This window comes from Brotaphodocola sp., assembly GCF_050873365.1.
Lineage (GTDB): Bacteria > Bacillota > Clostridia > Lachnospirales > Lachnospiraceae > Brotaphodocola.
In genome coordinates, this window is the sequence record NZ_JBNMIQ010000024.1 from 1 (window position 1) to 14,282 (window position 14,282).

General features: G+C 47.1%; 13 protein-coding genes. 4 read left to right on the plus strand and 9 right to left on the minus strand.

From position 1 onward, the window contains the following. Nucleotides 1–272: 272 nt before the first annotated feature. From rplT to ACR0QT_RS10895, 6 genes are all read right to left on the minus strand, one after another. On the minus strand, nucleotides 273–629 hold the full coding sequence (gene rplT / locus ACR0QT_RS10870) for a 50S ribosomal protein L20 (RefSeq protein ID WP_432630800.1): 357 nt from the start codon (nucleotides 627–629) through the stop codon (nucleotides 273–275). Nucleotides 630–662: 33 nt separating this feature from the next. After that, entirely contained in the window at nucleotides 663–860 is a 198-nt protein-coding gene (rpmI, locus tag ACR0QT_RS10875; RefSeq protein ID WP_002603682.1) for a 50S ribosomal protein L35, read from the minus strand. 28 nt (nucleotides 861–888) lie between these two features. Beyond that, nucleotides 889–1,383, minus strand: coding sequence for a translation initiation factor IF-3 (gene infC, locus ACR0QT_RS10880; protein WP_308451658.1), 495 nt, complete (start codon nucleotides 1,381–1,383; stop codon nucleotides 889–891). 412 nt (nucleotides 1,384–1,795) lie between these two features. Further along, nucleotides 1,796–2,629, minus strand: coding sequence for a formate/nitrite transporter family protein (locus tag ACR0QT_RS10885; RefSeq protein ID WP_177978652.1), 834 nt, complete (start codon nucleotides 2,627–2,629; stop codon nucleotides 1,796–1,798). Nucleotides 2,630–2,810: 181 nt separating this feature from the next. After that, nucleotides 2,811–4,208: an ABC transporter substrate-binding protein gene (locus tag ACR0QT_RS10890; protein WP_432630801.1), complete on the minus strand. Its 1,398-nt coding sequence runs from the start codon at nucleotides 4,206–4,208 to the stop codon at nucleotides 2,811–2,813. Between the two features lie 141 nt (nucleotides 4,209–4,349). Then, nucleotides 4,350–6,629 (minus strand): hybrid sensor histidine kinase/response regulator, encoded by a 2,280-nt coding sequence (locus ACR0QT_RS10895; RefSeq protein WP_432630802.1) that lies wholly within the window; start codon nucleotides 6,627–6,629, stop codon nucleotides 4,350–4,352. Nucleotides 6,630–7,265: 636 nt separating this feature from the next. On the opposite strand from ACR0QT_RS10895, the gene ACR0QT_RS10900 reads away from it, so the two are divergent. The 4 genes from ACR0QT_RS10900 (at nucleotide 7,266) to ACR0QT_RS10915 (ending at nucleotide 9,181) form a co-directional block, all read left to right on the plus strand. Beyond that, the gene (locus ACR0QT_RS10900) at nucleotides 7,266–7,685 is read left to right on the plus strand and encodes a CBS domain-containing protein (RefSeq protein ID WP_432630803.1); all 420 of its coding nucleotides are present in this window, start codon (nucleotides 7,266–7,268) and stop codon (nucleotides 7,683–7,685) included. 139 nt (nucleotides 7,686–7,824) lie between these two features. Then, a complete protein-coding gene (locus tag ACR0QT_RS10905; protein ID WP_432630804.1) occupies nucleotides 7,825–8,259 on the plus strand; it encodes a spore coat associated protein CotJA in 435 nt (144 codons plus the stop codon). After that, nucleotides 8,259–8,561 (plus strand): spore coat protein CotJB, encoded by a 303-nt coding sequence (locus ACR0QT_RS10910; RefSeq protein WP_432630805.1) that lies wholly within the window; start codon nucleotides 8,259–8,261, stop codon nucleotides 8,559–8,561. Before ACR0QT_RS10905 ends, ACR0QT_RS10910 begins: the two co-directional genes overlap by 1 nt. Then, on the plus strand, nucleotides 8,561–9,181 hold the full coding sequence (locus tag ACR0QT_RS10915) for a manganese catalase family protein (RefSeq protein ID WP_432630806.1): 621 nt from the start codon (nucleotides 8,561–8,563) through the stop codon (nucleotides 9,179–9,181). The genes ACR0QT_RS10910 and ACR0QT_RS10915 overlap by 1 nt, the downstream gene beginning before the upstream one ends. Before the next feature lie 105 nt (nucleotides 9,182–9,286). Here the strand turns inward: ACR0QT_RS10915 and ACR0QT_RS10920 are convergent, their stop codons facing one another. The 3 genes from ACR0QT_RS10920 to ACR0QT_RS10930 form a co-directional block, all read right to left on the minus strand. After that, nucleotides 9,287–10,138: a murein hydrolase activator EnvC family protein gene (locus ACR0QT_RS10920; RefSeq protein WP_432630829.1), complete on the minus strand. Its 852-nt coding sequence runs from the start codon at nucleotides 10,136–10,138 to the stop codon at nucleotides 9,287–9,289. Nucleotides 10,139–10,260: 122 nt separating this feature from the next. Then, nucleotides 10,261–11,619 (minus strand): SpoIID/LytB domain-containing protein, encoded by a 1,359-nt coding sequence (locus ACR0QT_RS10925; protein WP_432630807.1) that lies wholly within the window; start codon nucleotides 11,617–11,619, stop codon nucleotides 10,261–10,263. 197 nt (nucleotides 11,620–11,816) lie between these two features. Beyond that, a complete protein-coding gene (locus tag ACR0QT_RS10930; RefSeq protein ID WP_432630808.1) occupies nucleotides 11,817–14,270 on the minus strand; it encodes a glycogen/starch/alpha-glucan phosphorylase in 2,454 nt (817 codons plus the stop codon). Nucleotides 14,271–14,282: the final 12 nt, after the last annotated feature.

Sequence of the window (14,282 nt, forward strand, 5' to 3'; positions counted from 1 at the left end):
ACTGCGCTTCTCCGTTCCACTGCGGTCGGTGCATAACAAGCGCCACTGGCGCTTTGCACCCTCGCGGAGCGTATAACTCAGAAGGGGATTGTCTCCCCTCCTGAGAAAGTTTGTGATACCCCCACCTATAGAGGAGGGGGGGACATCCACTCTGAGTTATACAAAAAATCTGCGGAAGAAACACATCGCTGTATTTCCCCGCAGATCAAAATCCATAAGAACGCACCAACCCAATACGAATCAATACGTCTTATCAGATAAATAAATTCTAATTAAGCCAGTTTGGACTTAGCCAGCTCAGCCAGCTTTGCAAATCCCTCAGCATCGTTGATTGCCATATCGGACAGGACCTTACGGTTCATCTCAACGTTAGCCAGCTTTAAGCCGTACATGAACTTGGAATAGGACAGACCATTGATTCTTGCTGCTGCGTTGATACGAGCGATCCACAGCTGACGGAACTGTCTCTTTCTCTGCTTACGACCTGCATAGGAGCTGGTAAGAGCTCTCATTACGGACTGCTTTGCTACTCTATACTGCTTAGAACGAGCGCCTCTGTAACCCTTTGCCATCTTCAGCACTCTGTTGTGTTTCTTCTTTGCGTTCATACTGCCTTTAATTCTTGCCATCGGTTATTCCTCCTTCTTACACGAATCAGTCTATTACAGATATGGTAAAATCTTCTTCATTACCTTTGCGTTGGTAGCATCGGTAACGATATCTTTTCTAAGATTTCTCTTTCTCTTGGTAGACTTCTTAGTTAAGATGTGAGACTTGTATGCTTTATTTCTTACCAGCTTACCGGTACCGGTCTTTTTGAAACGCTTTGCAGCTGCTCTGCTTGTTTTTAATTTAGGCATAATTTCTTCCTCCTTAATCGAACTTGCTTTACTTCTTTGCAGTCAAAAACATAACCAGGCTGCGGCCTTCTACTTTGGAAGGTTTATCAACAACCGCAATATCCTTCAGGCTCTCCGCAAAATCATCCAGAATGTATCTGGATTTGGACATGTGTGCCATCTCACGGCCACGGAAACGCAGAGTAACTTTTACTTTGTCGCCCTTCTCAAGGAACTTCCGTGCTGCGCCTGTTTTGGTGTTTAAGTCATTGGTATCAATATTCGGTGACAGCCGAACCTCTTTCACCTCGATTACTTTCTGCTTCTTTCTGGCTTCTTTCTCTTTTCTAGCCAGCTCGTAGCGGTACTTTCCGTAATCAATGATCTTGCAAACCGGTGGCTTTGCGGTCGGTGCAATCTTCACCAGATCCAGTTCTGCCTCCTGCGCAAGTTTGTATGCGTCCTTTGCGGACATGATTCCAAGCTGCTCTCCATTTTCTCCGATCAGACGAACTTCCTTATCTCTGATCTGCTCATTGATCATTAACTCGCTAATTGTCGTACACCTCCATCATGGAATTTCTTATTTTCTTCATTAAATAAGATCCATCTAGCCTGCCTGTTTCTCTGCATAAAAAAAGTAGATAGACAAACTTCTATCCACCCTCAAAAGTTACACAGGACGATTTCGCCGCTCATACGTGTCTCTTATCTATAAACCAAGGTCACTCGCTTGTGCCATGGTGAGGTGGATACCTACTTTCCTGCTGTTGTTCTCACAACTTTTGTTAGTATACTATTATCTTCCATAAAAGTCAAGCGGTTTTTTTGAAAAAAAGGAGATGCCATCTGCACCTCCTTGATTGCTTACTCGCTTGCCCCACTTGCCTCACACCGAAGCACTTCGAATTTTCACACCGGAGCACTTGAAATCTTTTCTTTTTTACTTTTCTTTTTTACTTTTCTTTCTTATAAATCAGATAGCACGGGATTCCGACGAGAAGCATTCCACCGATGATATTTCCGATCGTCACCGGAATGAAATTGTGAAGGCTCTGGATCGGAGTCAGGGACGCAAGCTGTTCTGCCGTGATCTGGTATGCCTCCTGTGCCTTTGCCACATAAGCCGGATTCTTCGCTGCCATCATTCCAACCGGAATATAAAACATGTTGGCAACGCAGTGCTCAAATCCACCCGTCACGAACGCAAGAATCGGGAAGAAAATCGCCCAGATCTTTCCGTCAATATCTGTCGCCGCACCTGCCATCAGAATTGCAATGCAAACAAGAATGTTGCAGAGAATTCCAGAAGTCACCGCTTTTACCGGAGTGATCGCCACTTTTCCAACTGCAACCTTGATCGCATACGCGCCGAGAAGTCCGCCCGAGTAATCCAGATTTCCGGAAAAATAAATCAACGTGTCAATCAAGAGCGCTCCGATCAGGTTTGAGAGATATACCACAAGAAGATTTCGCAGGCAGGCCTTCACCGTGATCTTTTTTCCGATCACATCCATCACCAGCAGACAGTTTCCGGTGAAAAGTTCTCCGCCCACAAACACAATCATCATCAGTCCTACCGGGAAAATCATACCCGCCATCGCTCTCGCCATTCCTACATTCTCGATCGCGTGCACGGCAGTACTGCTCGTTGCTCCTCCGAGAGCAATAAACGCACCTGCCACAATGCCGAGAAGGATCATCTTTCCAAGCGGAAGACTTGCCTTTCCCTCTCCGGCCTTCATGTTGGCATTGATCACCTCAAGAGGTGTGTTAAATTGTCTGTCCATCGTTTTCTTTTCTTCCTTTTTTCCTTTTTCTTTCGTTTTTTCTTTGCATTTCCTTGGTATCGCCTTATTTTTCGGCTTTTAAGTCTATCATAGGAAGAAAAAATTGACAATCCTGTTTTTGACTCTTTTTCTCAATTTGAAGGATTGAACGAAAAAGAATACAAGGGTACACAAAAATAAGCTACTGCTTGCAAGCCTGCACAAACGCCTCCGTTGCCTCCCGGGCATTTGCATAGACTCCCGCTCCCAATTCCGTCGCAACCTGCGTAAAGATCGGGCGAAGATACGGGTCCACGCTTCCATCGTTGACAAACTCTGATTCGATCTCCTGACTCTTTTCTTTTCCGAAAACTGCCGGATATCTCTCATTTTTCCCATTCTTCTGCACAGACGGCATCCCCTTGATCGAAGCCATCTGATCAAGTTCAGAGGTCTCCACGAGAAATCTCAGAAATTCCTCGGCATACTCCTTAGAATCACTGTTCTTGGAAATCGAAAATCCATACCATGGCTCGGTGTAAGCATAAGCTCCATTTTCGCCAAACGGAACATACTCAAACTCATATTCAAACGGTTCGGATTTAAAGTGCTCCGATTTTGACTCCCGCTTCTTCGCCCCGCTGAAACTTTCCGCCGTGCAGACCCAAAACGGCATCTTTCCCTCAAAAAATCCCAGAATCGAGGCATCGTAGTTGTCACTCGGGTAGGTTTTATTCTTCCCGTAATCGGTGTAGCCGTTCTCGATCATCGTCTGAATCTGCTCAAAAACCGGTTCTATCTTCTCCACTGCCGACGAATCTCCTGCCTTCAGCTTGGCAAGCAAATCTCTGTCCTCGGCCAAAAGATCCATCATCCGGTTAACTCCAAGTTCGGCATAAACATGATTCTCTGAGCCCTGAATCGGCAGATAGCCCTCCTGTTTCAAGCTCTCAAGCGTCTCAAGAAATTCCGGATAATTTTTCGGCACAGAGAGACCATTTTTCTCCAAAAGTGTCTTGTTCACTGCCATTCCACACGGATTCTGCATAATCGGCAGACGGAGAAGTTTTCCGTCAACCATACAATAAGAAAGCATTTCCGGTATGATCGAATCAAAATTGATATCCAGCTTTGAGAGATCCTCACAGTACGCTACCACATCGTTCTCCTCCGTCTCCGGATTTCTGACATTGGCATCTGCTGTCATAAAAATATCGACACTCTGGCTGTTTTTCATATAATCCGCAAGCATCTTGGAACCATTCTGCTCATAGAGCACAGTCACATTCGGATAAATCTCGTTAAATGCAACCACTGCCTGATCGAGAGCCTCAAAATTTGCCATAAATCCGGCGATCTCCAAGGTCTGAGCTTCTTTTGTGTCCAGTCTCGGCTCAAATGCTTCTGACTTATGACTCTGATCTTCCCTCTTCGCACATGCCGACAAAAGAAGGGCACATCCCACCATTGCAAGGATTCCCGCTCTTCTTCCACTCTGTCTCCACTTCCAATGTCCGCTCTGTCTCTCTTGTTTCTCTTGTCTCTCTGGTCTCTCCGGTTTCTCCGGTCTATTCGCCCTATTCTCTTCCTGCTTTCTCATCTTCTCCTCCGCAGTCTATGAAATCCACGATTTCTTTCCCAATTGATTCTGGATTGACCCTGGATTTCTTTCCTAATTAATCCTAATTAGTCCTGATTAATCCTGATTAATTCCGATCGTGAACTACCCCGACTTAAATGACTATATTTTATTTTTTATCTTTCTCAGCGCACTAAGTACTTGCTTCATGTTGATCGGTTTTGCGAGATGTCCATCCATTCCTGCCTCCCTGCACGCGCGAATATCTTCTGCGAATGCATCGGCGGTCATTGCAAGGATCGGGATTCTTCCCTCAAGCTCCCCTCGCATTTCCATATCGCGGATCACCCTCGTTGCCTCCCTGCCATTCATTTCCGGCATCTGGATATCCATCAAAATCAAATCATAAGTCCCCTTCGGAACCCGTGTCAACATCTCGACACAGATCTTTCCATTCTCTGCCCTCTCACACGAAACTCCGTACTCCTCCAAAATCGCCTGTATGATCTCCCAGTTTAAGTCATTGTCCTCTGCCACAAGAATGTGCATCGAGGAAATTCCACAGCGGTCGGCCTCCTCTCCCCAGTCAGAATCCTGACGCAGGGCATCACTCTCCTGCTCGGCCACCTCCAAATCCAGATAAACTGTAAATGTAGTTCCCTTTCCAAGTTCACTCTCACACATGATACTGCCATCCATCAGATCAACCAGCTGGTGAATGATCGCAAGTCCCAGACCCGTTCCCTGAATCTTGCTGATTCGGCTATCTTCCTCGCGCGTAAACGAGTGATACATCGTTTTCTGAAATTCCGGACTCATTCCCATTCCATTGTCGATGACTTTGCAGATTAAGCGAACCTTCTGAGAATTCTGAGCAGACTTCTGAGGAGAGTTCTGTCCGTTCTCAAGATCCGCTGAGCTCTCATCCGCCTTCGCCTTTGTTTTCTTCCCCTGCGCAATGCCCTCAATACCCGGTTCAACACTCTGCTCAATTCGCTCCTGTGAGATGTCCAGAACCACGCTTCCCCCATCTTCCGTATACTTCACCGCATTCGTCAGAAGATTCAGCAGAATCTGGTTGAGACGAAGCTGATCTGCGACCAGCACATCCCGGAAAATCTCATGCATCCGCACCTCAAAAGAGATTTTCTTTTGGTCTGCCTGCGGGCGCACCATACTTGCAATCTCCCCAACCGCTTCCTGCAAAGAAAACGGCTGAGCCTCAAGCTCCATCTTTCCACTCTCGATCTTGGAGATATCCAAAATGTCGTTGATCAAGGTGAGCAGATGATTTCCCGCCCAAGCGACCTTGCTCAAACACTCCCCCATATATTTTGGATCATTCAAATGCTTTCTCGCAAGATCCGTCATACCGATCACCGCATTCATCGGTGTCCGGATATCATGGGAAACCGTAGACAAAAAGTCCGTCTTTGCCTGATTTGCCTGTTCTGCCAAAAACAGTGCCTGCTTGAGTTTCTTGTTGATCGTGAGGATATAAATGCCATCAATCAATGTCAAAACAAGAAGGCTTCCGCAAACAATCCATACAATATTCCAGTCCACTTCAACCCGATTCATCTGATTAACCGGAATGTATCCGAGGATGTCAAGCTCCAAATCTTTTCCAAAGCTTGAATAATACCAGTAACAGTCTTCCCCGCGGAAATTCTTGTACTGCAAGAGTCCTTTGTCCGTCGTCCGAAGTCTCTCTGCAAGATTTTCCACCTGATTGTAGTCATCCTGAAAATTGTACCCACGGATATAATCCAGAAAACTTCTTGATTTCATAGATGCGGACTGCACCACATACTCGCCATCGCTCGTGATAATGCTGATCTCCGCGGACGGATACTCCGTCGGAAACACCCATGCACGCTGTAAATACTCCACCGGAATGACTCGAAGGAGAAGATACGGCTTTCGTCTTCCCTTTCCAACCTTGATCTCCACCTTCGTTCCCACACTGATTACAGACTGCTGGGTCTCTCCCACCCGATACTTTCCAAGAATCAAAACCTCATCCCCGGTGGAAGTAAACATCTTTTCCATTTTTCGGAGTGCGGTTCGGTTGGCGTTGTAAGTTCCCTCACGAAAGATCTCATAACAGCTTATCGCGTCATCTCCGTCCTTGATATACGTTGATCTCGCAGACAGATCATCCATATCCACAATGTGTGCATAGCGATCTTCCTGCGTGTTGGCTGTCCGGATATACTCAAGCGCCTCATCCATCGTCATGCTCTTGCGCGTGATGTATTGCGCCCAGTCGTCCACATATCCCTTCTCCGTATACAGATAACTCTCCGACAACTGTTTCATCGACTCGATTGCCGTACAGAAATTCTCCATCTGGAGTCGGCTGTTCTCTTTTCTGAAATTTTCAGAGTACAGGACAGCCGAAATCCCGGCGATCAGAATCATAACCAGATTGCAAATCAATAAAACAGCCCTCCTGAGACTGTCCTTTTGCATATCTTTTTTTGCTTGCTTCCGTTCTTCGTTCAACTTTTCTCCCTCAAATACACGTTCACACGCTTATCCCCATGTATGTTTCTCTCATTTTTCATCACCGTCTATGCGTCGCACAAACGGTAATGGATTTTGCCGATGTTTCGCTTTCCGCCCTCTTCTCCGTTCTATCTTTTTTCTTCTCTCAACACCATTATCTTTCATTATAAAACAAAAGTATAAAAATAGCAAACACGACTCACGACTACACTCCGCTCAGAATCAGAAAACTCTGAAGGATTGATTCAAATGACATGAAAGATCTAACTGTCTAAAGATCTAACTATTAAAAAAACATGAAGAATATGGGGAACCTAAATAACGTCAACCACAGCGCACAGCGATCCACAGATAGTGGCAAAAATACTGCGGATAAAATTTATAGGTTATTAAGAAATTATTCATTTTGTATTCTCATCTGTATGATAGAATAAAAAATAACAGAAAACAGAGCAGACGATACGCAAACTAGAACAGCAAACTAGAACAGCAAACTAGAACAAACCAGAAACACATGAAAATATGTGTAGCGAAAATCATCTGCATAAAAGGAGAAGCTATTTTATTATGAACATTTTATTTTTTCTTACGCCAAAGAGTGAAGTTGCTCATATCTATGAGGATGATTCCATCCGCCAGGCACTTGAGAAGATGGAATACCACAAGTATTCCGCAGTTCCGCTTCTGACGCGAAGTGGCAACTACGTGGGGACGATCACGGAGGGCGATCTGCTTTGGGGGATCAAGAATCAGTTCAACCTGAATCTGAAGGAAGCAGAATCCGTATCGATCACCTGCATCAAGAGACGAATGGACTACCGTCCGGTTAATGCCAAGTCCAACATGGAAGACTTGATCGACCGCGCGCTGAACCAGAATTTCGTTCCCGTTGTCGATGACCGTGGACTCTTCATCGGCATCATCACACGAAAGGACATCATCAACTACTATTACCAGAATGCTCTGAAACAGAAAAAACAAGACTGAGTTTCCTTTCACGAGCTCCATTTATTTCCTTTTCTTTTGTCGAACTGGGGACAGGGTTCATCCATATGATAGAGTATCGGAAAATCGCGAGACTCGCTCTCGTTCTCCGGTATGAAAAGCAATGGAGGCAGAACAGAACATGGACCATAACAGTCAACGATGCGCCTGTACCAGCCGACCGATGAGACCACAAAATACACAGCCTTTTGACACTTCCTGCGGGGAGTGGTGGATGGGAACTCTCTCATCTGGAGATTGTCCCACTTGTAGGAACGCTTCCTGCCGTGGAAATCAAATGAACATGAACTGGGATCAGAGCAACCGGGAGATGCCACCAGCATCAACTTCATCCTGCCAGAGAACCGATGGCACCATGGATTCCTCCATGGATTCCACAATAAATTTTCAGATGAATTCTAAAATGGATTCTTTTGGAAAATGTGGGATGATGCCCGGAATGACTTACGTTCCCTGGCAGGATTGGGGAAGAACCTATCCGCTCTCGCAGGCGTTCACTCGCGGTACGATTTTTCCGGATCTGGATTATCCGTTTGAGATGGGGAGGTGTCGCTGATGGCATGTGGATGTAATGGAAATGCGCAAAATCAACAGCCTCAACCATATCAACCTCAATCCTGCCAGCTTGCAAGACAGGTCTATGAGACGGGATTTGCAATCGATGACATCCTTCTCTATTTAGATACCCACCCGGAGGATACTCAGGCGATGGCATACTACCAGAGGCTTCGCCAGCTCTACCAGAGTGCCATTCAGATGTATGAACAGGCATACGGTCCTTTGAGTATCACTCAGGTGACCGGGGATACCTGGAACTGGATTCAGAATCCGTGGCCGTGGGAAGGGGGAGCAAACTGATGTGGAGATATGAAAAGCGTCTGCAATATCCGGTAAAAATCTCACAGACGAATCCAAAGATGGCACAGTTCATCATTAGCCAGTATGGTGGTCCCGACGGGGAGGCCGGAGCTGCGATGCGCTATTTGAGCCAGCGCTACGCGATGCCATACGAGAAGGGAAAAGCTGTACTCACAGATGTGGGAACGGAAGAACTCGGGCACTGGGAGATCATTGCCGCGATCATCCACCAGCTGACCCGCAATCTGACTCCGAGAGAAATCGAGGAATCGGGCTTTGGTCCGTACTATATCGATCACACGACAGGCATCTGGCCACAGTCCGCGGGCGGTGTCCCGTTCAATGCCTGCGAGTTTCAGTCAAAGGGCGACCCGATCACCGACCTGTGCGAGAACCTCTCCGCGGAACAGAAGGCGAGAAGCACCTACGACAACATCCTGCGTCTCGTCAAAGATCCGGAAGTCTGCGATCCGATCCGCTTCCTCAGAGAGCGCGAGATCGTCCACTTCCAAAGATTTGGAGAAGCACTTCGCGACGTTCAGGATCACTTAAACTGCCGAAACTTCTACGCGTTCAATCCAGCATTTGATCAAAACCGCGAAAATTCACTTGCAAAATAACGCGAAACGAACCCGTCCCCTCTTTTGAGGGGCGGATTCCCACTTTTGTTTATTCTGTTATCTTTATTTTATTGCTTTATTTTGTCTCTTTATTTCATTCCTTTATCATTCAAGATATCCCATCGGATCGATGGCTCTTCCATCCTGAGTCAGTTCAAAGAACACATTGCTTCCCTCAATCGTATAGTATTTCGTCGGTTCTGCGACATATCCGAGGATCTGTCCCTGCTCGAGATACTCTCCAGGAATCGCAGACACCTCACTCAGCTGTCCGCAGACTGCCTCATATCCATTTCCAAAATCCAGCGTCACATACGTTCCGATCTCCTCATTTGTCCCTGTCTCGAGAACTCTCGCATTTGCGGGCGCATAGACGGGTTCGCCGATTGAGCCCTGAATCACAATTCCGGGACTGCACCGGTACTGTTCCAGCGTCGGAAAGTAAATTGTTTTGTCCATACTGTAATCCAAGAGTACATTTCCGCGGACCGGCCAGGTAATCCGACTCGCATCATTGAAGTTGAGCATCAATGACTGAGTGGCACTTCCTCCCGCTCCCACTTCTCTTGCAAGATTTTCCTCCAGGTTTTCAGACTGTGCCATTTGCCCGATTTCTTCCGAATGTCCATCTTCCGCGTTTCCATCTTTTTTATTTGTACTCAAATTCTGTCGCTCGTTCTCTTCTGTCATCTGCTCACTCTGTCTCTGAGCTTCTGCCACAACCGTATCTGGATTTTCCTGTTTTTCTTCTGTGCCGTTTTGATTCTTTGCGTCTTTTGTATTGTCTTGAGTGTTTTCCTCCGTATCCTGAGTCAGAGAGTTGGCATTTGATCCCCCCGCAAGAAAATCCTCCTGCCCCTGCAAATCCACATATGGTTTCTGCTCGTCTCCTCTTCCTCTCTTTACGGTAGCCATGCCTGCCGCAGTTACCATCGTCAGCAGACCCATCACCAGCATCACCAGAAATACTTTATCCCGGAACGGCTGGTTTCCCTTTCCTTTCTCTTTCACCGTTTATCACCTCGGTACTATTTTTACCAAAGGCAGAAAACTTATTCAGTGATTTCAAATTTTCATGATTAACCCAAAGGCTCTCTGGTCAACTCGATTCCGGTATAATAATAACTCAGGATTTCCTCGTACCCCCATCCTTCCTTTGCCATATGTTCTGCTCCCGCCTGACTCAGACCATATCCATGACCGCTCCCATTCACGACTGCCTGAACGAACGCATTTCGCGCTCCATCATTTCCGGTTTGTCCATCCGCCTTTCCGAGTGAAAAGCAGGAAGACGGAAGATTTAACACAGCGCGAACCATCTCCCCCTCATACGTTCTGTTTCCGATCTGAATCCACTCGACATACCCACTCTGATCTCGCTTCACAATCTGAATTTTTTTTGCGAGTTCTTCCGGCGTCAAATCCCCCTCATCCCCGATCTGACGGATCTTCCCTGCAAACTCCTCTTGGCTCCACCGGTAAGTCGTCTGCCAGTTTTTCTCCTTCTTGTCCCACCTGCTCTCAACCGGTCGCAAGTACGGATATTCCTCTCCCCCATCCCTCGTCCGCCCGGCGCTTGAGGCATGAAACATCGGGAGAATATACTGGTTTTCACAGGTGAGCACAATCCCTTCCGTCTCCATGACCGCCTGTCTGCATCTCTCCATTCCTTCTGCAATCTGCTCCCTCTGCGCCTGGGTCATACTCCTATACTCCAACCGGTTTTGCTGATTTTTTTGATTTTGCTGATTTTGCTGACTCTGCTTGCCCGCCCGATACTCAAACTTTCCCATCCGGCTCTCCACATAATCGACATCTAACTGACTTTCCTCGATCTCCGTTCTCTCCCCCATCAACCGATACAGGTAGGTTCTCGCAATCACTGCCTGACATTTGAGTGTCTCGAGTTCAACAAACGGATCAATCTCACAGAGGAGCACACCCGGAAGATACGCCTCGAGTGAGAGATAGGTTCGAATCCCATCTCGGACAAGAAGAATCCGGCGCGTGCGCTTTTCATCCACAACATCGATATTTTCCCGATCTCCTGTATTGCCGGAAACGCCCATTTCCTCATTCATATTTTTACCCGTATTTCCTACACCACTCACATTACCTGTTCCACCCACATGTTCTGCTCCACTCATATTCCCCGTATCGTTCACATTTTCTGCTCCACTTGGATTTCCTGTCCCATCCATAATCCCGGTATCATCCACACTTTCGGCCTGTTCTGTCTGTTCTGTCTGTTCCGTCTCCTCTTTCTCCCCCGCTTGCTCTTCTTTTTCGAAAATATCGGCGTTGTCTGCTCGTCCGCTCACCTGAACGCAAATCAGACTCATCCCCCACGGAAGAAGAAACAAGATTCCCGCGATTGCAAGCCGAATTCGCATGCGAAGCGACCGATCCCATGAACTCCAAAACTTTTTTCCAAACAAAAAAAAGATCCCTCCACCTTCCAATCCTCTCGGATCAGTTTATGAAGGAATCTTCTTTTTATTCGCACTTAACTCGTTCGTATTTAAATGATTCGTACTTAGATCACCCGTACTTGAATCATTCGTGCTGAAATCATTTGCACTGAAATGATTTACACTTAACTTGCAAGTTGTCCGTCTCTCTTACTCAGTCTTACTTAGACCTCTACCTTTACCTTCTCGAGATGCCAGATATCTCTTACATACTCCTCGATGGTACGGTCAGAGCTGAACTTTCCACTGCTTGCGGTGTTGAGCATAGCAGTTCTTGCCCACCACTGCTCATCCTTATAAGCCTCGTTGATACGGCGCTGTGCATCTGCATACATCTTGAAATCTTTCAGGATGAAGTAGGTATCTGCGCGATCACTGCTCTGCGTATTCAGCAGAGAGTTGTAAATGTCGCGGAACAGCTCCGGATCCTGCGGAGAATAGTAACCGTTGATCAACTGCATCAGCACGCGACGGATGTCCTGATCATTGTTGAAGATCTCCATCGGATTGTAGCTGTGATCATGCTCCATGCGGATGATATCGTCGGAAGAAGTTCCGAAGATAAATGCATGATCTGCGCCGACTTCCTCAACGATCTCAACGTTTGCACCGTCCATCGTTCCGAGAGTCAGAGCACCGTTCAGCATGAACTTCATGTTACCGGTACCGGATGCCTCCTTGCTGGCGGTAGAAATCTGCTCGCTGACATCTGCTGCTGCGAAGATGATCTCTGCGTTGGATACGCGGTAATCCTCGATGAATACGACTTTGATCTTGCCGTTGATCGTCGGATCGTTGTTGATCACATCTGCTACGGAGTTGATCAGCTTGATTGTCAGTTTTGCACGCTTGTAGCCTGCTGCTGCCTTTGCACCAAAGATGAAGGTGCGCGGAACCATATCCATCTCCGGGTTATCCTTGAGCTGGTTATACAGATACATCACATGCAGAATGTTCATCAGCTGACGCTTGTACTCATGCAGACGCTTTACCTGTACATCAAAGATCGAGCGCGGATCTACATCGATGCCGTTGTGCTCCTTGATGTATTTTGCCAGACGGATCTTGTTCTGATACTTGATGTTCATGAACTCGTGCTGGCACTTCTCGTCATCCACATACAGTTTTAACTTGCTGATTGCAGACAGATCGGTGATCCACTCGTCGCCGATCTTGGAGGTTACCCAGTCTGCTAACAGCGGGTTGCCGTGAAGCAGGAATCTTCTCTGGGTGATACCGTTCGTCTTGTTGTTAAACTTCTCCGGCATCATCTCATAGAAATCTTTCAGCTCCTGCTTCTTTAAGATCTCGGTGTGAAGCTGTGCAACACCGTTTACAGAGAAGCTACCTGCGATTGCCATGTGAGCCATCTTAACCTGTCCGTCGTAGATGATTGCCATCTTTGCAATCTTCTGCTGATCACCCGGGTACTTCTGCTGAATCTGCATGATGAAACGGCGGTTGATCTCCTCAACGATCTGATAGATACGCGGAAGCAGACGGGAGAACAGCTCGATCGGCCATTTCTCAAGTGCCTCTGCCATGATCGTGTGGTTCGTGTAAGCACAGGTCTTTGTCGTAACCTCCCATGCCTCATCCCAGGTCAGACCGTAGTCATCCAGAAGGATTCTCATCAGCTCTGCAACAGCTACTGTCGGATGGGTATCGTTTAACTGGAATACGTTCTTCTCATAGAACTTGCGAACATCGTCGTGCTTCTCCATGTACTTGAGGACAGCACGCTGTACGCTTGCAGAGATGAAGAAATACTGCTGTCTCAGACGCAGTTCCTTACCTGCATAGTGGTTGTCGTTCGGGTAAAGGACCTCACAGATGTTCTTTGCCAGATTCTCCTGCTCAACTGCCTTCTGGTAGTCTCCGCGATCGAATGCATCAAGGCTGAACGTGTCGATCGGCTGTGCATCCCAGATTCTCAGGGTGTTAACTACGTTGTTGCCATAGCCGACAACCGGAAGATCATACGGAACTGCCATAACAGACTGATAGCCTTCCTGAACGAACTTCTCACGGCCGTTCTCCCATACGGTGCGAACGTAACCGCCGAATTTTACCTCGGTAGCGTACTCAGAACGGCGAACCTCAAACGGATTGCCATTCTTGAGCCACTCATCCGGAACCTCTACCTGATAACCATCTACAATTTTCTGCTTGAACATGCCATACCGATAACGGATTCCACATCCATATGCCGGATAGCCCAGCGTAGCCAGGGAATCAAGGAAGCAGGCAGCAAGACGGCCCAGACCTCCGTTTCCAAGAGCCGCATCCGGCTCCTGGTCCTCAATCAGGTTAAGATCAAATCCCATCTCGTCAAGAGCTTCTTTGATCTCATCTCTTGCCATGATATTGATGATGTTGTTACCCAGAGCACGTCCCATCAGGAACTCCATGGACAGATAATACAGAGTCTTGGAATCCTGCTTCTCATACTCCTTATGGGTTGCGATCCACTCGTCGATGATGACGTCCTTTACTGCGTAGCAGACTGCCTGATAAACCTGCTCAGGCGTTGCTTCCTCAAGAGTCTTACGGAACTGACTCTTCACGTTGTAGATCACGCTTTTCTTGAACACTTCCTTGTCAAATCCAGTTTTCATGTTGGCTTTTTC